Below are 19,611 nucleotides of genomic sequence, written 5' to 3'. Positions count from 1 at the left end.
GGCCGGACGAAGGGCTCAGCGTGGCAGACATGCTCCGCGACCAGCGCGCCCAGGGCGTCAGCGTGGCCGAGCTCGCACGCATGATCGACCGTTCCCCGAGGATGGTGCGCAAGGTGCTCTCGGGCGAGAGCGCGGGGGAGGCGTACCGCCACGCGGTGACCGAGCTGCACGAGCGGGGGCGCGTCACGGCGCCCCCGCCGCGCCGCCGCGACCGCAGCGGGCACCTCGTGCCCGTGCGTGCCCCTGAGGGCTCCGAGGAAGCCACTCGCGTGCCCGAGGAAGCCCCCCGGCCCAAGCGCGGGAAGTTCACCGAGCGCATGACCCCTCTGACGGACGGCGCGCGCCTGTACGAGTTCACGGCACCCAAGACCAAGGACGCCAAGGGCCGCGCGAAGGCGAACGCCACGATGATTGCCCGGCTGCGCTCAGCGGCCAAGGGCCAGCGTTGGGACCGGCGCAAGGTCAAGTTCAGCGTCACCCTCTCCAACGGGCACAGCATGGAAGTGGGCTCCAAGCACGGCTACCAGGTATCCGCCGTGCTGGGCCGCTCGCGCGAGTTCGAGTCCGACCCTATGGCTTGGCTCAAGACCCAGGTTGAGCACCGCTACGCGGACCTGGAAGCGTCCGGCGTCGTCATCACCGACGTCAACATGACCGTCTACAGCCACCGCGACGAGAAGAAGTTCTAGCCACCACCGGGACCTAGCCCGTTGCGACGCGCAACCGGCTAGGTCCCTCCATGTCCACGACCGGCAAGGAACCCGCCCATGACCCCGCGCGCCCCCCTCCCGAGCGCCGCCAGCATCGGACTACGCGGGGACCTCACCCGTGCCGAGCGCTGCCGCCTGTCCTGGTCTGGCTTCCGGTGGTCGGTGCTCTGGCCCCGCATGACCATCAAGAACCCGGTGCGCACCTGGGCTCGGCGCGCCCTACTTCCCGGCCTCGCCGTGGTCTACGGGCTGGGGCCGGTGCGCCAGTTGCTCGAGGGTGACGTCTCGCTGACGAACCAGATCATGCTCTGGTTCGGCCTGCTCTTCCTGGTCGCTCTCCCCTTCGCGATCTACACGAGCCACGGCGCCCGCCGTCACCAGGTGCTCTACCTCAGCCCGAACGCTGACGCGATGGTGCGCCTGACGAGCACCCGGCGCGGCACATGGGCGGTCGACCAGCACGTGAAGCTCCCCGGCGCCGACGCCGCTGCGCTGCGCGTCGCGGTACTCGCCGGTCTTCTCCCGGTCGCCCGCACGCAGGGCGTGCGCGTCACCCTCCGGGCAGCAGGGCACACCCTGGCCGAGACCTACGCTGCCGACGTGGCTACGGCCCAGAAGGGCCACCCCGAACCCATCGAGCTCGAGCGCACCGGTAAGGCCGGGCTGTTCGGCATCCCGATGGCGTGGGACCCCGCTGCCGCGTCGTAGCAACCTGCTAGCCAAACCGACCAACCATGCTAGGCTCGGAAAAGTTAGCAACTTGCTAGCAGTCTCGACCGGGACGCTGGCGCGAACGCAGACAAAGGGGAAACACACGATGGTTCGCCAACCAACCCGACCTCTACGGGTCGCCTTTGGGCACCGAAAGGGCGGTACTAGCAAGACCACGTGCTCGGTCGGTCTCGCCCTCTCGATGGCCCGCAGATTTGCCTATGACACGGCGTACCTGATCGACGCGGACGCCACCAACGACTCGGCAACGGTATGGGCCAAGCTCGCAGCGGACGACTGGCCCCAGAACCTCAAGGTCGCGCGCTGGCAGCACGACTCCGGCGAACGCCTCGCGGATTTCGTCAAGCGCACCGTGCCCAATGATGCGCGCCTGGTCATTGACACCGGTCCTCACGCACAAGACGCGCTCGCTGATGCAATGCGATCCGCCGACCGATTCATCATTCCGCTACGTCCGTCGATGATGGAGGTAGTTTCCCTCTATCCGACGTTGCAGATTGCGGCTGCGGTTCACGACGAACGACCTTTCGAACTCTCGGTGCTCTTTACCCAGGTTCTCGGTCGGACCCGCATTCGCCGTGAGGTGCGGGAGAACATCGAAGAGCAGGGTATTCCGGTTCTGAAAACCGAGGTGCCGTCCGCCATCGCGTACAACGAATCATTCGGTACTGTGCCCCGTTCGCTCGGGGTATTTCCCAATCTTCTGCAAGAAATCATCGACACCGAGGGAGACACGAAATGAGCACCAAGCCCGACTGGAAGAACCTTGTTGGCGCGAGCGGCGTCGAGGTTCACCCCTCGGTCAACCCCGAGCCTGAGGCCCCAGCGACCCCGGCCAAGCCCGCGCGCAAGCCCAGCACACGCAAGTCTGCGGCGGCTGCGCCCCGCAAGCCTGCGACGCGCACCCCCGCCGCCAAGAAGGAGGGGGCTCCCGAGGTCGTGCGCGTGACTCGCGCCGCTGGGCCGGTCAAGGACCAGCTCAACACCCGCGTGCCGCTCGACCTCAAGAACACCATCGCTACCCAGGTGAACGAAGCCAAGATGCGCGGCGAGAGCCGCACCGTCGAGCAGGTCGTCACCGAGGGGCTGGTGGCGTGGGTGTACCTGCCCGAAGAGCTCAAGCTCGCGGTGAAGGCGGACGTGTCCGAGGCACGCGCCAAGGGTGTTGAGCGCGGGCTGAACGACGTCCTGGCCGACGCCCTCGCGGCGTACTTCGACACCGCCAAGTAGCCGTGCGCGTGCACTGCCCTACACGCTCACAGAATGGGTGTGGGGATGCCTGAGAGTGACCAGTACGCCCAGCACCGCGACCGTGCCCGAGGGGCCATCGAACGGATGAAGAGGGCGGCAGACGAAGAGCGCGGCGCACGGGCCGAGCGTGATGCGGAGGTGCGGGCGATGCTCGAGACCCCTGGTGCCACGCTCGGCTCGGTCGCTCACGACCTAGGCGTCTCAAAGAGCCTGATCGCCGTGATTCAGCGGGAGGGTCGACGCCCCTTCACCACCGTGGAAGAGGCCCGGCGCTTCCTCGAAGAGCACGGCCAGCAAGAGTAAGAGCGACCGTGAGGGAAGACGATCCGGAGGGGCGGGCCGTGCCCGCTTTCTCCTACGTCGACGCAGCACGGCCAGCCTAACCGGGTTGTCAAGCGACGGGCAGGCGAGAGCCCACCCGGCGCGCCGAACACAGGACCAGTAGGGGGACACCATGAGTACGACACAGACCGCTTCCACGATCACCAGCCGAGAGCTCAGGCACCTACCAGTGCCCGACGCCTGGGCCGGGATTCGGCCCGCGCTCGTCGCAGGTTGGGGCGCTCTGGTGCTCGCGGTCGTCGTAGCCGGCCTTGCCTTCACACGCGACGAGCTCGCCGTCGAAATCGCCGCCGTCGCCCTGGGGCTATGGGCGCTATCGCTGGGGAGCTGGCTTGGTCGCGGGCGGGGCTTCGCGCTGTTCGCGTCGTGCACCGTGCTATGCGCTGGAGGCGGCTGGCTCGCCGGATGGAAGGTCGCCGCCGTCGCTCTGGCGGTGGTGGCCGTTGTGGTCAGCATCCTTGGCGCGCGTGAGCTCGCCCGCCGCGCCAACATCGCCCGGCGCCTGGTGTGGCTCGGCCAGGCTCTCGGCCCCGCCACGAGCGACCAGCGAACCCCCGACAAGCTACTCACCCCGAAGTGGCGCGCGGCGGACGTTGCCGCCCTCCCAGTGGCCTGGCGCTACCCCCAGAGCATGACTCCCGACACCAAGAAGACCGGTGAGCTCGAGGCCCTTGTCAGCGGTCGGCTCGGCGCGCCCGTGACGATCACCTGGAGCCCGGGGAGCGCCCTCATCACCTCTCGAGCCGAGGTTGCTGCACCGGTTGCCCAGGACGACGCGACGACTCGCCTGGGCGACGTCCTGGGCAGCATGTTGCCCGGCGCCAGGGTCGACAAGATCGACCGTGGAGAATCGGGCCGCATCGAGGGAGTGGAATTCTCCTGGCCCGCCGCTCGCGCGAACCGTATCGCCGCAATTCCTTTCCGAGGGCGCATCGCCGCTGCGCTGCAAACCGCGCTCGGATTCACCATCACGGCCACCTGGGACACCGCTAACGACCGGGCGCGCATCGAGCGCCTGGCCGAGCTCCCGTCACGCATTCCCCGCCCGCCGCGCAATCCGACGAAGCCGATGGTCATCGAGTTCGCCCAGCTTCGCGGCGGTGGAATTGCAGCATGGGACATGGACGAGCCGCTACCTCACATGCTCATTGTCGGTGGCACCGGTGGTGGTAAGTCGGTCCTCCTGATGACGATTCTTACTGGGCTTCCCGATCACGTGAAGGTGACCCCGGTCGATCCCAAGTACGTCGGCCTGATGGGTATTGACGCAGTGCCCGGCGTGTTGGCTCCGGCCAGCGAACCGGAAGAGATGATCCAGGCCGTCGAGAACGTCCACGCGGACATGATGGCCCGCTACCGCGACCTGCGATCCGGGCAGGTTTCTCGCGATCAGCTCGACCCGGTTGTCCTGGTGATCGACGAGGGCCAGGAGTTCGCGGAAGTCCTCAACGAATATTGGATGACCAAGGGCAAGGCCAAGTACAAGGAAGAGAACGGGGTTGCCGGTACCGGTTCCGAGCACCCGGTGATGAAGTCCCTGCGCTCGATCCTGCGCCTGGGCCGTGAGGCCCGCGTGCACGTCATCCTTGCCACCCAGCAGGCCGACGCGTCGTGGCTCTCGACGTCCGCGCGTCTTCAGTTCTCGGTGCGCATCGCTCTGCGAAACCTCGAGCCCGTCGCCTCCGAGCAGGTCTTCAACTCGCGCATCGCCACGAGCGGGCTCGAGTCCTACCCCGGTCGTGCGTGGGTCTCGCCGTCGATGGGTGTTCAGCCTGAGCACGCCCAGGTGTTCTGGACGCCCAAGGTCGTCGCGGGCCTCTCGCCTGCCGACCGCGCGATCCTCGAGGGTCTCGGGGTCCCGCTGCCTGACGCGGCGCCCGGCGCCGTCACGGTGCGCGACATCGAGCCCGCCGAGCTCGAGGAGCTGCCAGCCGTGGACGACGCTCTCACGGTCGATGACGCGCCTGTAGTGTCCCCCGGCATGGGGGACATGCCGGGCATCACAGAACCCGTTCTTGAGCTGCCTGCCGCACCGGTGCGGACGCTCGAGGCCGAGGAGCGACCGGCGACCGAGCTCGAGAACGGCGCCCGCATCCTCGTCGACTCGGACGAGGGGCCGGTTGTGGCCGTCGTCGAGTCGGTCGACCCGGACGACCAGGACTCCGAGTACCTGGCGCTGACCTACCGGACGGTGCCCGGGGACGAGCTCGGGGTCCTGGGCCTGCGCGACGACGAGACAGTTCCCGTGGTCAGGCCCTAGCCATATGGTGCAGGCCGTGGGGGCACTGGTTCGACAGTCAGGGGGCGGCGTGTATGAGCACGCCCACAGGCGCCTAGAGGCGCGCAATTCCAACGATCCTTCGGGGCTCGGGTAGCCGCCATAGTGCGACTCAGGGGGCTTCGTAGCAACTTGCTAGCAATTCCCTAACAACTCGTGTAACGTGTAACACGTTGCACGCCACACCCCGCACTCATGCGGATCACTCAGGAGGTAAGAACATGTTCGGAACTGGCGGGCTGTCCACGTGGATTCAGGACAACATCATCCCGGTCATCCTTCTCGTCATCGCGGCGGGCGCCCTGTGGGCCGGCAAGAACGGCAACATCTCCAAGATCGTCACCATGCTCGTCTGCGTCGCCCTCGGCCTCGCGATCCTGGCCCTGGCCACGACCGGCGCCGGTAAGGACCTCGGCACCTGGCTCGTGTCCCTCTTCCGGGCCTGAGCAGGGGAGGAACACACCGTGCGCCTTCCAGACGATGACGAGATCTACGACGTCGACCAGACGTACCTGGGCCCTCCCGGGCGGTACATCGGTCGCTTCCGCTACCGCGCAATCCTGGTCGGCCCCTTCGTGTTCCTCCTGGGCCTGGCCTTCCTGGCCCGTACCGGGATCGGCTACAGCTTGCTTCCGGTCGGCCTTCTGGTTCTCGGGACCATCTGGCTGACGGGATGGATCGTCGACCACACGAACCAAGAGCGACCGATCCCGGTACTGCTCTCGACGCTCGGACACGAGCTCACCGCACGTCGCGCCCCCCTCCGCGGGGACCGCAGCAAGAACACTCGGGCCTTCAAGGCCCGCACCACTCGAATCGGGGACGCTCACGAGCTGCCCCAGGGTCGTCGCCGCTGGCGCTCGTATGCCAACCGCGCCGCCGTGAGCAAGGGGGAGTGAAATGCACGTCAACCTCAAGGGCCTGTTCGGCAAGAACAAGACCACGACCGACGACGAGCCCGTCGTCATCGACTACGACCCGAGCGAGGAAGAGGCGACCGGGGACCGCCCCAAGGGCAAGAGCCGCCGCGCCGCCCACCCGGACGTTCCCAAGCCTCGCGGTGCCGCGATGGGCTGGGCGCTCTCGCGAGTGGCCAACCACGTCACCTTCACCGACAAGCGCATGATCGCTTGGTACGTCCTGGACCCGCAGATGTGGTCCTTCCGCTCCGTCGCTGACGGGGAAGGGCTCATCACCACGCACGCGGCCCAGGTCGCTGAGCTCGTGGGCCGCACGATCTACGGACGCATCACGACCCGCCCCTACCCCGTCGCGACGTGGGCTCAGGCGGCATGGGAGAACAGCCCGGCCCCCACCAAGGGCTTCCAGGCCATCCTCGAGCGCGATCAGCTCCAGCTCCGCAACCGGATGCAGTCCGACAAGCTTGTCTACTTCGGCGTCGACATGGGTACCCGCTCTGCCGTGGTCGACGTGGCCTCGCGCATCGTCTCCGACGTCGCCCGCCGCGAGCTCGAGGCCCTCCAGGCCAAGCTCGACGAGACCGACGCCATCATGGCCGGTCCCGGCATCGAGGCCGTGCCCGCTGTCGGCAACGACATGGCGTGGTTGCTGGCCCGGTCCTTCGCCCTCGGATGCCCCGTCCCGGCCCAGGACACCGTGGAGGAATTCGCCTGGGAGAAGGACGACCTGGACGAGTTCAGCGCTGGCGTGGAGTGGAGCGCCGAGCCCCTGGCTCAGTCGGTGCGCGTCGATTCCTCCCAGGGAGACGGCCCGATCCGCCGCCACGTGGTCGTGCTGACCGTGGGCCGCATGGGAGAGATGTTCATCCCCGAGAAGGAAGAGCCCTGGATCGCCAAGACCGACAAGCTCCGCTTCCCGGTCGAGTGGTCCTTCCGTATCGACGTGCGACGTCCCGAGGACACCGCCCGCGAGATGAACAAGCTGGCCGATCGGATCAACTCCCAGATCGACCACTACGTCAAGGACCACAGCAAGGAGCCCCCGCGCCAGCTCGCCCGCCAGGCCGCGCGCGCCTCCGAGGTGGAAGACGAGATGCGTTCGGGCTTCGACGGCCTCTCTACCCGCGTGCGCGGCTGGTTCCGCATCGCGGTCTCAGGCCGCACCGAGGAAGAGGCCCTTGCCCGCGCCAAGGCCGTCCAGACCCTCTACAAGCCTGGTATCAAGCTCGAGCGCGAGTTCGACCAGTACCGACTCGCTCGCGAGTTCGTCCCCGGTGAGCCCCTGGCCAACTCCGGCCACACCCGCCGTATGCCGATCCTCAAGTTCGCCGCGGGCGTGCCCGCCGCGACCGCCGAGGTTGGCGACAAGCGCGGGGTGCTCATCGGTTACACGGCGGGCTTCGCAGAGCGCGCCGTCACCTGGGACCCCTGGTACGGCCCCGAGGTCGTCGAGGGCTCGGGCCTGGTCCCCATCGTCGGCGGGCTCGGCGCGGGCAAGAGCTGGTTCATGGGCGGCATGGTCTACAAGACCGCCGCCCAGGGCGTCACCTGGACGATGATGGACCCTTCGGGGCGCCTGACGGCGCTGGCCGACCTCCCCGAGTTCCGGGGCGTGTCCAAGGCCGTCAACCTGCTCAACTCCGAGCCCGGCGCCCTGAACCCCTACGCGCTCGTGCCTGAGCCCCAGCTCTCGTGGTTCCGCGACGAGAAGGACCCCGACACCGCGTGGAGGCTCGCCAAGAGCGCCGCAGAGGCCCAGCGCCGGGACCTGACCTACGACACGCTCCGCTGGTGCCTGCCGCCCGCGACGGCGGCTCGTGAGGACGTACAGAGCGTCCTGCGCGACGCCATCTCGGCGGCTGAGGCCCGCCCTCACTCCACCGTCGATGCGGTGCTCATCGCGCTTCGCGCCCGGGGCACCGGAGAGCACGGCGACCCCGCCGCCGCGACCGTCAACGCCCGCCTGCACGAGGCCAAGGAGCGCGAGCTCAGCCGCCTGTTCTTCGCCAACCCCCACTCGGGCAACCACGGCGAGGTCGACACCGAGGCCCGCCTGACGATCTACAGCCTCAAGGGCCTGGCCCAGATCAGCGAGACCAAGGCCGTCGAGGAATGGTCCTACGACGAGCTCATGAGCCGCCCCATCCTCAACCTGGCCGCGTGGTCCGCACTGCGCGGGGTCTACCGATCCGACCAGAACGAGCGCAAGGGCGTAGCGCTCGACGAGGTGCACGAAATCACCAAGGTCTCCACCGGCGCCACCCTCGTCCAGAAGATCGCCACCGACACCCGCAAGCACAACATCGCGGCGCTGCTCTCGACCCAGAACGCGAGCAACGTCCTGGGCCAGAACATCAACAACTTCGTCGGCGCCGCGTTCGTCGGCAAGACCACCGACGCAGACGCCCAGAAGGAGAACTGCCGCCTGCTCGGCCTGCCGACCGGCGTCGGCTACGAAGAGACCTTCGGACGCCTGAGCATGAGGTCCCGGCGCTCGCTGGCCACCGGTACCCCGCGCGAGTTCATCTTCCGCGACGGCATGGGCGGCGACGGCGGGCGAGGTGGCGTCGAGCGAATCCGCGTCGACTTCACCAATCACGAGGCCCTGTCGAAGGCGCTCAACACGACCGCCGACCCGAACAAGCGCCGCTCGCTCCAGGTTGTCGACGAGCACGAGCACGAGCTCGAGCTCGAGCTCGAGGAAGCGGGGGTGGCCTGATGCGCACGCTGCGACTCCCGGCGCGACTGGCGCGCGTCCTGGCAACCATCGCGGTCGGGGCTGGCTTGGTCCTCGCCGGCCCCGCCCTGAGCGCGAGCGCGGCCCCTGCCGGGGGCATCATGCCCATGAAGGCGTGCGCCCCCGCTCCCGAGCCTGCGCGCCCCACCGCTGGCCTTCCCGGCAAGCTCGCACCCAAGCCGTTCATGGGCGTCGACAACCCGTGGACCTCGGAGAACGAGGCCGCTGGAGGGGCCAAGGGCGACCCGTTCTCGAACCCGAACGTCACCATCTCCGACGTGTACGGCTACTCGTACAAGTGGGTCGACTACGACACGGGGTGCCTGACCGGTTCCGGCTGGGGAACCAACATGATGACGGGCGTCTCGAACTTCATGCTGGCGACGTCGGCCAGCACGAACGCGCTGACGCACTCGTCGCTGAACTTCGTGGTCACCCCCACCTGGCTGAGCCCGCTTGACGGCGCGATCACCTCGGCTACCGACATGGTGAAGAAGGGGTTCTTTGGCCCCTGGTTCACTCCGGTGCTCGTCCTGGTCGCGGCGGGCGTGCTGATCGCAGCTTCGCGTGCGGACATCTCCAAGGCGATCACGTCGACCGGCTGGGCGCTGGTGGTGCTGATCGCGGCGACGTACATCATGAGCTATCCCGTGAGCTCGGCCCAGGCGGTCGACGGCCTCATTCAGGAGACGGTCACGACCTCGGCTCGAGCTTCGGGCACCTACGTCCCCCAGCCGGGAGACGGCCCGGTCACCCAGGAGCCCATCAAGCCCGGGGCAGGCCAGGAAGCTGCCGAGATGTCAGCGGCAGCACGTGCGCTGAATCAGCAGATGGACGTCATCAACCGCAACACGCTCTACGACGCCTGGCTGGAAGGGACGCTCGGCTCGTCGACGAGCAAGCTCGCGACGACCTACGGCCCTGACCTGTTCCGCGCATCCCATCTGACGTGGGATGAGGCGGCGACGGTCGAGGCCGACCCCAAGGGCCAGGGCAAGGCCATCATCGACGCCAAGAAGGACCTGTGGGTCAAGACTGCGGCCTCGGTCGAGTCCGAGGACGCCACGGCGTACCGCCAGCTCACCGGTCAGGCCGGGCGCTGGGATGCGGCCTTCATGGTCGGTCTCCAGATCGCCGTCACGATGCCGTTCCTGCTCGTTGCCGGGGTGTTCGTCGTGGTCGCCTACGGGGCAACGCGCCTGTTCATCCCGCTGGTTCCGGCGCTCGGGGTGTTCGGGATGCTCGAGGTCGCTCGAGGGTGGGTCATCGCCACCGTGGGCCAGGTCGCGCGGATCATCCTGTTCGGCGTCCTGTTCTGGCTCGCCGCGCTGGTCAATATCTCGATGGTGACGGCGGTCCTCAAGTCCGAGATGGCGTGGGGCCTCAAGTTCATCATCGCCATGATGATGCCGATCTTGCTGTTCAAGCTGCTCAAGCCCAAGAGCTCGGTGCCGGGCCTGGGATTCGTCAAGGCGCTGGGCCGGGCCAAGCTCAACTCGATGTTCACCCGCCGCGCTGTCGCGGACGGCATCGAGGACGCAGAGGACGACTCCCGTCCCCTCTCCAACAGCGGCGGTGCCACCGGCAGCAACAAGCCAAACGGCGGTTGGAAGTCGCACGCACCGGTTGCGTCGACCCCCGCTCCCTACGAGCAGCCCGTCAAGGCCCTTCCCGTGGGCTCGCGTCCGAGCGCCGACGACACGGCCCGGCCAGGTCAGGACGTCTCGGTAGCGGGCTCGCGGCGCCAGGACGTCGCGGTGAACCGGGCCGGGAACCGGCCCACGTTCGCCGGGGCCATCGAGGGGACACCACAGGGGCGTCACGCTCTGACCGGCACGAGCCGACCCGAGCTCGTGGCCGCGCCCGTGCCCTCCCCGGTGTACGCCGCCGACCGCCCGCACGCCGCGATCACCTCGGACCCCTCCGAGCGTGCGGCGATCACGGCAGAGGCCAGCACCGAGGGCGTGCGAGCTCGCAAGGAGTACGTGGCGACCTCGCCTGAGGCCGACCTCTCAGCTCCGGTCCAGATCATGCGCGCCGACGAGCGCGTTCCCGAGGGCGTCTCCCAGGCGAACGTTCAGGTCGTCGATGGGGAAGAGGTCTTCGTCATCTGGCGTCCTGACGGCGCCAGCACCACGCACTCCGTCGACGCTCAGGAGGACTTCTGATGTGGCACGTCATCGCTCCCATCGTCCGCTGGCCGCTGCACTCCCCGTGGCGTCTGGCCTCAGTGATCGGGGTCTTCCTGGTCCTGGTCGTCGTCGCCGGTGAGGTCAACGGAAACGACACCGCCCCCGCCGCCGCTGAGCCCGTCCCCGCCGTCACCGAGACGGCGGGGACGGGGGCCGCCGCCAGTGCGGCATCCCCCGACGGGTGGCCCAGCTCGAGCCCGCTCGGCCCCTGGAGCGAGGACGAGGAAGCCGTCCACGACAGCGGCAACCACGACGCCTACGAGACCGACCCCGCCGAGACGAACCCGAGCGTGGCGGCTGCCGAGGCGGCGGCTGAGTTCGTCGCGGCATGGGCTCGCCCGGACCTGGGCGTCGAGAGCTGGCGCGCCGGGGTCCGCCCCCTGGTCACGGACAGGCTGTACGACCGGCTCCAGGACACCGAACCGGCCAACACCCCCGACGTGACCGTTGCCGGGGAGCCCCTGGACGTCGCGATCAACGCCGAGGCTGGCGTCTTCGACGTCCCCACCACCGGCACCCACGTCCGCGTCTTCGTCGAGCTCGACGCCGACAAGGACGTCTGGCTCGTCAACGACGTCCAGCCAACCACCTGACCCACTGACCTAAGAAGGGAGGAGTCCACTCATGGAAGCTGTACTCGTAGCAGCCGGGAACTGGCTCAAGGCCCAGGCAATTTCGTGGCTCAAGGCGAACTGGCCCAAGCTCGTCGGCGCGTTCGCGCTGATGATGACCGCCGTCTTCATCATGGCGGGCGGGATCGCCTCGAACGTCTCAGCTCAGGAAGAGAACAACAACGCCTCGAACGTCTGCCGGGCCATCGGGTTCAGCGTGGATTCCTCCCTGTACGTGCCCCCAGCGCTCGGCCAGGCGCCCCAGATTCCCACGGACGGCGACGTCGAGGGCTTCGGCCCGAACGACGGCGAGAAGATCGCCAACGCCCGCGCGATCATCGCCGCTGGCAAGGCCGCAGGGGTTCCCACACGCGGGCTCATCGTCGCCATCGCTACCGCGCTCCAGGAGTCCCAACTGAACAACCTGGACCACGGCGACCGCGACTCGCAGGGCCTGTTCCAGCAGCGCCCCTCCCAGGGCTGGGGCACCGTCGAACAGGTCACCACCCCCGACTTCGCGGCCCGCGCGTTCTTCGGCGGACCTAACTCCCCGCACTTCAACCCCGCCACCGGCAAGGCATCCCCGCGCGGCCTGCTCGAAATTGCCGGCTGGGAGCAGATGCCGATCACGGTCGCAGCTCAGAAGGTCCAGGTCTCCGGCTTCCCCGACGCCTACGCCAAGCACGAGGCCCGAGCTACCACCATCGTCAACGCCCTGGAGGGCACCACAGCCCCGGGCCCCACGACCCCCACCCTGCCCGGTACTGGAACGAATCCCGGCACGGGCACCGAGGGCGAGACCGTCTTCACCGCCGACCAGTACCGGGCCGCGGGCGTCGATATCGACTCGTTCTGCAACGCGAACTACCAGCTCGCCAGCACCGGGGGCACCGCCCCCACCGAGCCCGGCGTCACGATCCCGGCAGGGGAGTGGACCGCACCCCTCAAGAGCCGCATCAACTCCGAGTTCGGAATGCGCTTCCACCCCGTCTACAGCGCCTGGCGCCTGCACGAGGGCACCGACTTCCGCGCCGCCACCGGCACCCCCGTCGTGGCCGCGAGTAACGGCATCGTCAAGAAGGTCTCGTGGATGGGCGGCGGCGGGCTCGTCGTCATCCTGACCCACGCTGACGGGATCGAGACCTGGTACCTCCACCTGTCCCAGGCGCTCGTCAAGCCCGGCGACACCATCGAGGGCGGACAGCGCATCGCCCTCTCAGGAGCTACCGGCGTCGGCACCGCCGCCCACTTCCACTTCGAGACCCGCGTCAACGGCAAGCCCGTCAACCCCGTGCCGTTCATGGCAGAGCGAGGCGTCGACTTGAGAGCATGGTCCTGATGAGCGATGACACGTGGGGCGCCGAGTTCTTCCGCATCCCGGATATCGCGTGGCAGACCCAGGCCCCGCCTGACCGCCACGCGATCCCGGCGCGCTACATCCCCGACCTCGCAACCGGAGACGAACTGACCATCGGCCTGCCCGGCAAGTACTTCATCGACGGCCAGATACTCGCCCGCACCGACCGCAGCTCGACCACCCTGCCCGGCCAGGGCGAGACCCACGAGGCCCTGGGCATCGCCGCCCCCTTCGCCTACTGGCTCGCCAAGACCTTCCCCCGAGCAGGCATCACTATGCAGTGGTGGCCCCTCGCCCAGGCCTGGGCCTACCGCGACGCCGTAGCCCCCGGCAGCGACGACGACGCGCCCGTGGCGTCCCCTGCCCCGCCAGCCCCCCCCGGAGCCCTCTCCTGGCTCGACGGCGTACGCAGCTCCCTCACCGAACCCCCCATGCGCCGCCCCCGCCCCGCACGCGAGGCCGGAGCCCTCACCGGGCGCACCGTCCGCCTCCAGCACGAGCCCGGCGCCTGGTCCTGGTGGATCGCCGTCAGCGAGCCCGTCGACATCGACGGGGAAATCACCGTCCGACTCATGCAACCCGAGCACTACTGGCTCACCCAAGTTCTCTACGAGACGGACGGGCGCTCGCAGCCTGTGCCGCTGCACCGCCTGTTCATCTACTCTTAGCAGACCGCTAGCACTCTGCTAGCATCGGTGGTGTCTCGGATCGCCCGAGTCACACGTGGAGGGGGACCGATGAGCGGTCAGCAGCAAGGCCAGAGCGACACCTGGACCGAGATTTCCTACTTGATTGCCGTGATCCTCGGCGTGCTGGGCCTGCAACGGCTGTGGGCCGTGAAGATCCGCCCGTGGGTCGACGCGACGTGGACCGACCTCAAGGCCGGAGAGGTGGCCGAGCTCCCCGTCATCGGGTCGGTGGACAGCATCGACCTCATCGGCCTGGGCGTCTTGCTCGTGCCGTTCTTCGTGCTCGTCGTCGCGCTCGTCTCGCTGAGCCGCAGGCGCAAGGCCAAGGCCAAGCTGGCGGCGGCAGGGGCACGATGAGTACCCCCGAGCCCGCGCTCAGCACCGCCGCCGACCTCGCCGCACTCGTCGAGTCCGACACCTACGCGCGCGAGCTCGCAGAGCAAGTCCTGGTCACCGTCTACCAGGTGCCCCACCACGCCCTCACCGAGCCTGACCTGGCCTACGCCGCCGACGCTGTGCGCCAGGACCCCGTGGGCGCGCTCGTGCTCGCCCTACGCCTGCCGCCCCCCGAGGGCCGCGACGACCTCGGGGCCGACGACGCCGGGCGCCGGTACGTGCGCCCCCTGGGCCCCGCCGAGCTCGAGAAGGTGGCCCAGCGATGAGCCCCGAGCTCATCGGCGCCATCGCTACCGCGCTGTTCGGATCAGCAGGCGTTGCCGCGCTGTTGAGTAGCGCCGCACCCCTCACCCGCCCTGCGCGGCTCCGGCACCGCATCGAGAAGGATGCCGCCCTGGCAAAGACCTTCCCCGAGGGGAGCGAACCCCGTCGTGCCCTCGATTGGAGCTGTGCTGATGCTGCCCACCAGCTCGCGGCTGCTCAGCTCTTTCCGACCCCTTACCGCTACCGGTACCTGCCGCTTGTCTACGGTCTCGTTGGTGTTGCGACCGCAGCTATGGGAGTTCTTCTATCCCGCAGCAACCCGGACTTCCTGGCCCCTCTCAACCGTGACGTGGGCTTGGCAGTCATGCTCCTTCTGGCGTTCGCCTACGTGGCCTATGCAGTCCGGATTCACAGGCAAATCGTGGCCAAGTGGCGCCTGTTCGGATTGCTCAGCGTGGAACACCAGCTCAAGAGCAAGACGGGACACCCTGGCTGGGCGCCCCGCGAGTTCCAGGACTGGCGGGGCAAGGCGCGCCGGATGAGTAGAGAGCTCAACACTCGGGCAAACGGGACACCCCAGGGCGATCCCACAGCTACGATGGCCAGCACAGAAGAGGGGGAAGCGCCATGACACGTACGTTCACAGTTGGAGACCGCGAGGTCGACCCGACAGACGCCGATGCCGTGCGCGCCCTGAGCTCCGACGAGTTCCGCGACCTGATGGCCCAGGCGATAGCCGCCGACCAAGAGGACACCCAGGACGCCCCTGAGCGCCCCACGTTCCCCTCAGCCAACCCCGCCCCGGGCACCGCGATCCTTCTACCGACGTCGAGCCCGCGCCTGCCCTGACGTCCCCGAATGTGCCGAGACAAGATCGAGGGCGGTCGACGCTGCCCCGGCTGTAGCCCAGCCGCCCGCCGCGCCAAGCGCGCCACCGACCGCCACGAACGCGCCACCGAGGCCGTAGAAGCCTTCATCGGCGCCACTCCCTACCGGCCCGAGTCCACCGACCTCATGGCCATGAGCTCGCGCCCCAGCTACTACGACACCGACGAATGGGTCGAGTACGACGAGTCCATCCGAGCCGCCGCCGAACGCCACGGCGTCGAGCTCGTCGACGAACGCCGCGCCGCTGGCCTCTGGGAAGGCGACAGCGAACCCGCCGCCGCCTACCGAGTCCGCGCCGACAACCCCGACGACATCCGAGCCTGGGCCGGAGAAGTCGCCGGACGCTACAACCAGGACTCCGTGATGGTCGGGTTCTACGACAAGGACGGCGCGGACGTCGTGTACGGCTTCGGGTCCGGCGACGTCGACGCTGACGACGCCCTGACCTCACTGCGAGATGCCGGGTTCCCAGCCGGACGCGTCTACGACGGACGCCTAGAGGTCGCCTCCACCCAGGACATGCCCCTCGGCTCGAACGCCCTCGCCGTCCTCCAAGCCCGCCTCGGCGGGGGCACCGAGGACAGCGCCAACGTCGAGTTCATCGAGAAGAACGAGCGACACCTGGCACACACCCCGGTGAAGGAAATTCAGATGCTCCGGCAGAACTACGCCGCCGAGCACGGCATCCCCCCACGCCAGCCCATCCCGCACCTGACCGAGCGCGACGACATCGCCGCAGCCCTGGCCTACGACGCCGCCGAGCACGACCCGACCAACCCCAAGGTCGCCCGCAGCTACCGCGTCTTCCGCCAGCACGTCGGCCAACAATGGGACGTCCTCACCAAGGCCGGCTACAGCTTCGAGCCCTGGCACGGCGACACCGAACAGCCCTACGCCAACAGCGCCGAGATGCTCGCAGACGTCCGCGACAACAAGCACCTCTACTACTTCCGCACCGACGTCTCACAGACCACCGAGGGCGCCCTGCCCCCAGATCACCCGATGGCCCGACAAGTCACCGTCACCATGCCCGACGGCACCCGACGCCGAATGCTCGCCAACGACGTCTTCCGTGCCGTCCACGACACCATCGCCCACTCAGAAGGCCACCAGTTCGGCCCCTACGGCGAAAAGCGCGCATGGTGGACCCACCGCTCAAGCCTCCCTCGAGAATCCCGCCTCGCCCTCTGGTGCGAGACCCGAGCACAGAACACCTGGACCAACGCAGGCCCCCACATGCTCGACCGCGACGACGACGGAACCCCCCGACTCAAGACCCGCACCGATCCCGGCTGGCTCCCCATCTCCCAACGCCCCTACGCCGCCCAGAAGTGCGTCATCGTCGACCGCGCCTTCCTCTGAGCCCCGGCGCTCGCGGCCTGGCCCGGGATGGGGGACGCCACAGACGCGTCACGACGAGCGCGGCATGTTAGGCGTCAGCTCGAGCGCTCGGTAGGGTGGCACTCGCTAGCAAGCAACCGCCCCCGCGCAGATTCCCCCTTTCTGCGCGGGGGCACCCTTTTGCCCTCACGAGCGCCGGACGACTGCCGAGGCCCACACCCACGCGAACCCCTCGCGCCCGTGCTCGTCGTAGTAGCGGACGTTCACCGCTCGGTCGGTCCATGCGACGGCCTCGCCGTCGACCTCGATGTCTCGCCCCTGGGCCGTGACGATCCACGCTCGAACCGGGAGCGCGGTCTCAGGTCGAACGACCCGGCTTCCGACCGCTTGCATCGGGATGCCGCGAGCTGCTGCGCGAAGGGGAACCTGGTCGACCACTGTTCGATTCTATCGAACATATGTTCGAAACCAGGTTCTCTGAGGCGGGGCCCTGACGGGTAGGCTCGCGGCGAGGGTGGCCCCGGAGAACCATGCTGGTCGTCAGGGGCCACCCACCCCCCGCGCGACCTTTAACGGGTTAAACATCGGCACGAGCTCGACGCCGATTCACCCGCTCGCACCTGCATATGGCAGCGGGGAGCTATGCATAGCCCAAGGCGTGAACCTGACTCAGACCAGTCGCCGCCAGGGTGACGTGACAGGCTCCGCAGCCTGGTGCCATGAAGACCGCGCGCACCGCACCCGCCCCCACACTCGACGAGCATCGCCACGTCTCAGGCGCTCGACCCGATGCATCCTCGACGGCCCCAGCTCAGCGACCCAGGGGGATGCCAAAAACGCGTCGAAGGGCCGGGGGTGCAGAAGGCCGCGACGCTATCCGGGTAGTTGTGGCAAAACGTCGGTCATGGTGACGAATCAGGCCGCTGAGCCGGAAGTGAAGTCGGGACGCGTGGCGATCCTGGGTAAGAAGCTGTGGCGCACGGTCCTCGCAGGTATCGGTGTGCTCGTCGTGGCTGTGCTTGTGGGAATGGGGGAGAGTCGCGGGGCGCGGCTGGACCAGGCGTTGCCCGGCCCGGCTCCTGCGGTGTCGGCTCCGGCTGCTCCCGATCCCGGCCCGGTGGCAGTATCGGCTCCCGCCGCGTCCAGCGTGCTCGGAGGGTTCGAGCTCGTGGTGCATCTCGCGCCAGGGCCGGACGGAGCCCTGGTCCCCGTGGGGGTTGTGGCTGTGCCGGTGGCTTCCGTGAGCTCCAGCCTGGCTGAGGTCGACGTCGGGCCTGGGTGAGCGCCCCCCTTGATCGAGCGGACTCGAGCTAGAGAGCGCAAGAGGTCCGCGACTCTGACCGGGCCCGCTCTCACACCCGACTTGCTAATCAGCAAGGCGCCGGGTATGGTTTGTCTTGTCAACAGAACAGGGGAGGTGAAAGATGGATAAGGACCTCAGGAAGGTCTTGCAGGCGATCACGAAGGCTGGCTACGTCGTAGTCATCAACCGGAAGGGTCACCCCGAGATCTACACGCGGGACGGGGAGAAGGTCACGACCTTCTCGGGAACGCCGAGCGACTTCCGCAGCCTGCGGAACGCGCTGGCCCCGCTCAAGCGTCGCGGGTTCCGCTGGCCCCCTCGGGGGTGAGTAGGCCGGGTGGGAGGTGAGGGAAGCACCGCCCCCCCGGGACCTTCCATCTTGCACCGTCCCAACGAAAGAGAGGCACACCATGACCGAGTACAACGCCCACATCGAGTGGGCGACCCGCAGCGGCGACGACGACGAGCTCGTCGACGCCCTGGTCGACTACCACCCCGCCGTCTCGCGGGGCGCACGCGGCCACGTCGCAGCCGAAATCACCCTGCCCGCCGAGTCGCTGCGCCAGGCCGCCACGACCGCACTCGCGATCGCCGAGACCGGTGCCGTGCGCGCAGCCCTCGACGGCGCCGACGTGCTCGCGCTCGAGGTCTTGCCGACCGCCGAATTCGACCAGCGCAACGGGCTCGACCCCATGCCCGAGCTCGTGTCCGTGACCGAGGCCGCCGAGGAACTCGACGTGAGCCGGCAGGCGGTCTTGCAGCGCCTCGAGTCCGGGTCGCTGCCCGGCACCAAGGTCGGCAAGACCTGGGTAGTCCAGGCGCGCGCCCTCGAACCGTTCAAGCCGACGGCCTGACGACAGCTCGACCTCGCACCACGTCCCGACACGGAGCCCCCAGCGCCCCATCGGGTGCAGGGGCTCCGTCGTTCATGTCGCGCGTGGAAACCGCCAACCCATGGGATTTCGGTCGGATGCTCGGCGAACGAAGGCGACCGACCGCAGAGACGATCTCGCGGTGCATAAGGGGACACCATGGGTGCGGCATTTTGCACGAGGGCCAAAGGTTCTCAGCGCGACCGCGCGTCGCAATGGCCGACAGAAGTTATATATGCCAGGCTGCGCGTGCGTGGCCAATGACGGTCGCGTGTGATCATCACTGACAAGATGATAGGGGACAAGTATGTCAAGAAGTCCGATCTTGAGGCGCAGCAGCGCAGCAGGAGCTCTCGCTGTGCTGTTGAGCGCAACGCTCGTCGCGACAGCGCGTCGTGGAACCGAGCATCAACTACAACCTTGGCGGTGATCTAACATCCGTCACAGGATTTGTCACGGTCAACAATGCAGGCACTCCTGCCGCTGGTAACGGTGACAGCGGGGGCCCCGGGTACCAACTCGTCAACACCAGCACCGGACTCAAGCGTTATGCTGTAGGTATCATCTCTGCGATTCCGGCAGATGCACCACCCGTTTGTACGGGAGTTGCAGGTAGTAGCACGCGCGCTTGCAGTCCGACAGTGGTTACTGTCTCTGTGAACACCATTGCGGCCGTTCTCGGATGGTACGTCCCCACATCCTAACAATGTCGCGGGGGGGGGGGGGCC

Annotated in this window: 21 protein-coding genes; 20 read left to right on the top strand and 1 reads right to left on the bottom strand. The window is 68.2% G+C overall.

The features are described 5' to 3' along the window. Window positions 1-20: 20 nt before the first annotated feature. From H9623_RS17960 to H9623_RS17875, 18 genes are all read left to right on the top strand, one after another. A complete protein-coding gene (locus tag H9623_RS17960; RefSeq protein WP_193721381.1) occupies window positions 21-689 on the top strand; it encodes a hypothetical protein in 669 nt (222 codons plus the stop codon). A gap of 78 nt (window positions 690-767) precedes the next feature. Beyond that, the gene (locus H9623_RS17955; protein WP_193721380.1) at window positions 768-1,418 is read left to right on the top strand and encodes a hypothetical protein; all 651 of its coding nucleotides are present in this window, start codon (window positions 768-770) and stop codon (window positions 1,416-1,418) included. Between the two features lie 205 nt (window positions 1,419-1,623). Next, window positions 1,624-2,184 carry a ParA family protein gene (locus H9623_RS17950; RefSeq protein ID WP_193721379.1) on the top strand — a complete coding sequence of 187 codons (561 nt, stop codon included), beginning with the start codon at window positions 1,624-1,626 and terminating at the stop codon, window positions 2,182-2,184. Then, a complete protein-coding gene (locus tag H9623_RS17945; RefSeq protein WP_193721378.1) occupies window positions 2,181-2,672 on the top strand; it encodes a hypothetical protein in 492 nt (163 codons plus the stop codon). Before H9623_RS17950 ends, H9623_RS17945 begins: the two co-directional genes overlap by 4 nt. Window positions 2,673-2,717: 45 nt before the next feature. Further along, on the top strand, window positions 2,718-2,996 hold the full coding sequence (locus tag H9623_RS17940) for a hypothetical protein (protein WP_191805939.1): 279 nt from the start codon (window positions 2,718-2,720) through the stop codon (window positions 2,994-2,996). A gap of 151 nt (window positions 2,997-3,147) precedes the next feature. Continuing rightward, window positions 3,148-5,295 carry an FtsK/SpoIIIE domain-containing protein gene (locus H9623_RS17935; protein WP_193721377.1) on the top strand — a complete coding sequence of 716 codons (2,148 nt, stop codon included), beginning with the start codon at window positions 3,148-3,150 and terminating at the stop codon, window positions 5,293-5,295. Between the two features lie 239 nt (window positions 5,296-5,534). Then, the gene (locus H9623_RS17930; RefSeq protein ID WP_191805937.1) at window positions 5,535-5,759 is read left to right on the top strand and encodes a hypothetical protein; all 225 of its coding nucleotides are present in this window, start codon (window positions 5,535-5,537) and stop codon (window positions 5,757-5,759) included. A gap of 18 nt (window positions 5,760-5,777) precedes the next feature. Continuing rightward, a complete protein-coding gene (locus tag H9623_RS17925) occupies window positions 5,778-6,212 on the top strand; it encodes a hypothetical protein (RefSeq protein ID WP_191805936.1) in 435 nt (144 codons plus the stop codon). A gap of 1 nt (window position 6,213) precedes the next feature. Then, window positions 6,214-8,952, top strand: coding sequence for an ATP-binding protein (locus H9623_RS17920; protein WP_193721376.1), 2,739 nt, complete (start codon window positions 6,214-6,216; stop codon window positions 8,950-8,952). Next, a complete protein-coding gene (locus tag H9623_RS17915; protein WP_193721375.1) occupies window positions 8,952-11,138 on the top strand; it encodes a hypothetical protein in 2,187 nt (728 codons plus the stop codon). The genes H9623_RS17920 and H9623_RS17915 overlap by 1 nt, the downstream gene beginning before the upstream one ends. Then, window positions 11,138-11,755: a hypothetical protein gene (locus H9623_RS17910; protein WP_193721374.1), complete on the top strand. Its 618-nt coding sequence runs from the start codon at window positions 11,138-11,140 to the stop codon at window positions 11,753-11,755. The genes H9623_RS17915 and H9623_RS17910 overlap by 1 nt, the downstream gene beginning before the upstream one ends. A 31-nt stretch (window positions 11,756-11,786) precedes the next feature. After that, window positions 11,787-13,112, top strand: a complete 1,326-nt coding sequence (locus H9623_RS17905; protein WP_193721373.1) for a M23 family metallopeptidase — start codon at window positions 11,787-11,789, stop codon at window positions 13,110-13,112. Next, window positions 13,112-13,798, top strand: a complete 687-nt coding sequence (locus H9623_RS17900; protein ID WP_193721372.1) for a hypothetical protein — start codon at window positions 13,112-13,114, stop codon at window positions 13,796-13,798. Before H9623_RS17905 ends, H9623_RS17900 begins: the two co-directional genes overlap by 1 nt. Before the next feature lie 69 nt (window positions 13,799-13,867). Further along, window positions 13,868-14,176 (top strand): hypothetical protein, encoded by a 309-nt coding sequence (locus H9623_RS17895; protein WP_193721371.1) that lies wholly within the window; start codon window positions 13,868-13,870, stop codon window positions 14,174-14,176. After that, on the top strand, window positions 14,173-14,481 hold the full coding sequence (locus H9623_RS17890; protein WP_193721370.1) for a hypothetical protein: 309 nt from the start codon (window positions 14,173-14,175) through the stop codon (window positions 14,479-14,481). Before H9623_RS17895 ends, H9623_RS17890 begins: the two co-directional genes overlap by 4 nt. Next, complete coding sequence (locus tag H9623_RS17885; RefSeq protein ID WP_193721369.1) at window positions 14,478-15,110, top strand: hypothetical protein; 633 nt, start codon at window positions 14,478-14,480, stop codon at window positions 15,108-15,110. The genes H9623_RS17890 and H9623_RS17885 overlap by 4 nt, the downstream gene beginning before the upstream one ends. After that, the gene (locus tag H9623_RS17880) at window positions 15,107-15,328 is read left to right on the top strand and encodes a hypothetical protein (RefSeq protein ID WP_193721368.1); all 222 of its coding nucleotides are present in this window, start codon (window positions 15,107-15,109) and stop codon (window positions 15,326-15,328) included. Before H9623_RS17885 ends, H9623_RS17880 begins: the two co-directional genes overlap by 4 nt. 9 nt (window positions 15,329-15,337) lie before the next feature. Further along, window positions 15,338-16,729 (top strand): hypothetical protein, encoded by a 1,392-nt coding sequence (locus H9623_RS17875; RefSeq protein WP_193721367.1) that lies wholly within the window; start codon window positions 15,338-15,340, stop codon window positions 16,727-16,729. 165 nt (window positions 16,730-16,894) lie between these two features. Here H9623_RS17875 and H9623_RS17870 read toward each other — a convergent pair whose 3' ends face one another. Continuing rightward, entirely contained in the window at window positions 16,895-17,146 is a 252-nt protein-coding gene (locus H9623_RS17870; RefSeq protein WP_191805925.1) for a hypothetical protein, read from the bottom strand. Between the two features lie 986 nt (window positions 17,147-18,132). On the opposite strand from H9623_RS17870, the gene H9623_RS17865 reads away from it, so the two are divergent. Together H9623_RS17865 and H9623_RS17860 are read left to right on the top strand one after the other, a co-directional pair. Next, entirely contained in the window at window positions 18,133-18,339 is a 207-nt protein-coding gene (locus tag H9623_RS17865; protein WP_191805924.1) for a hypothetical protein, read from the top strand. A gap of 82 nt (window positions 18,340-18,421) precedes the next feature. Next, complete coding sequence (locus H9623_RS17860; protein WP_191805923.1) at window positions 18,422-18,865, top strand: helix-turn-helix domain-containing protein; 444 nt, start codon at window positions 18,422-18,424, stop codon at window positions 18,863-18,865. The last annotated feature ends 746 nt before the right edge of the window (window positions 18,866-19,611 follow it).

Origin of the sequence: Oerskovia douganii (genome assembly GCF_015142735.1) — a bacterium.
GTDB classification, from domain to species: domain Bacteria; phylum Actinomycetota; class Actinomycetes; order Actinomycetales; family Cellulomonadaceae; genus Oerskovia; species Oerskovia douganii.
Note: the sequence above shows the minus strand (reverse complement) of the source record. Positions and strands in the feature narration are given on the sequence as shown.

Coding starts and splice junctions, on each gene's coding strand:
- H9623_RS17955 (WP_193721380.1), top strand. CDS start 768: ATGACCCCGCGCGCCCCCCTCCCGAGCGCCGCCAGCATCGGACTACGC.
- H9623_RS17950 (WP_193721379.1), top strand. CDS start 1,624: ATGGCCCGCAGATTTGCCTATGACACGGCGTACCTGATCGACGCGGAC.
- H9623_RS17945 (WP_193721378.1), top strand. CDS start 2,181: ATGAGCACCAAGCCCGACTGGAAGAACCTTGTTGGCGCGAGCGGCGTC.
- H9623_RS17940 (WP_191805939.1), top strand. CDS start 2,718: ATGCCTGAGAGTGACCAGTACGCCCAGCACCGCGACCGTGCCCGAGGG.
- H9623_RS17935 (WP_193721377.1), top strand. CDS start 3,148: ATGAGTACGACACAGACCGCTTCCACGATCACCAGCCGAGAGCTCAGG.
- H9623_RS17930 (WP_191805937.1), top strand. CDS start 5,535: ATGTTCGGAACTGGCGGGCTGTCCACGTGGATTCAGGACAACATCATC.
- H9623_RS17920 (WP_193721376.1), top strand. CDS start 6,214: ATGCACGTCAACCTCAAGGGCCTGTTCGGCAAGAACAAGACCACGACC.
- H9623_RS17915 (WP_193721375.1), top strand. CDS start 8,952: ATGCGCACGCTGCGACTCCCGGCGCGACTGGCGCGCGTCCTGGCAACC.
- H9623_RS17910 (WP_193721374.1), top strand. CDS start 11,138: ATGTGGCACGTCATCGCTCCCATCGTCCGCTGGCCGCTGCACTCCCCG.
- H9623_RS17905 (WP_193721373.1), top strand. CDS start 11,787: ATGGAAGCTGTACTCGTAGCAGCCGGGAACTGGCTCAAGGCCCAGGCA.
- H9623_RS17900 (WP_193721372.1), top strand. CDS start 13,112: ATGAGCGATGACACGTGGGGCGCCGAGTTCTTCCGCATCCCGGATATC.
- H9623_RS17895 (WP_193721371.1), top strand. CDS start 13,868: ATGAGCGGTCAGCAGCAAGGCCAGAGCGACACCTGGACCGAGATTTCC.
- H9623_RS17890 (WP_193721370.1), top strand. CDS start 14,173: ATGAGTACCCCCGAGCCCGCGCTCAGCACCGCCGCCGACCTCGCCGCA.
- H9623_RS17885 (WP_193721369.1), top strand. CDS start 14,478: ATGAGCCCCGAGCTCATCGGCGCCATCGCTACCGCGCTGTTCGGATCA.
- H9623_RS17880 (WP_193721368.1), top strand. CDS start 15,107: ATGACACGTACGTTCACAGTTGGAGACCGCGAGGTCGACCCGACAGAC.
- H9623_RS17875 (WP_193721367.1), top strand. CDS start 15,338: ATGTGCCGAGACAAGATCGAGGGCGGTCGACGCTGCCCCGGCTGTAGC.
- H9623_RS17865 (WP_191805924.1), top strand. CDS start 18,133: ATGGATAAGGACCTCAGGAAGGTCTTGCAGGCGATCACGAAGGCTGGC.
- H9623_RS17860 (WP_191805923.1), top strand. CDS start 18,422: ATGACCGAGTACAACGCCCACATCGAGTGGGCGACCCGCAGCGGCGAC.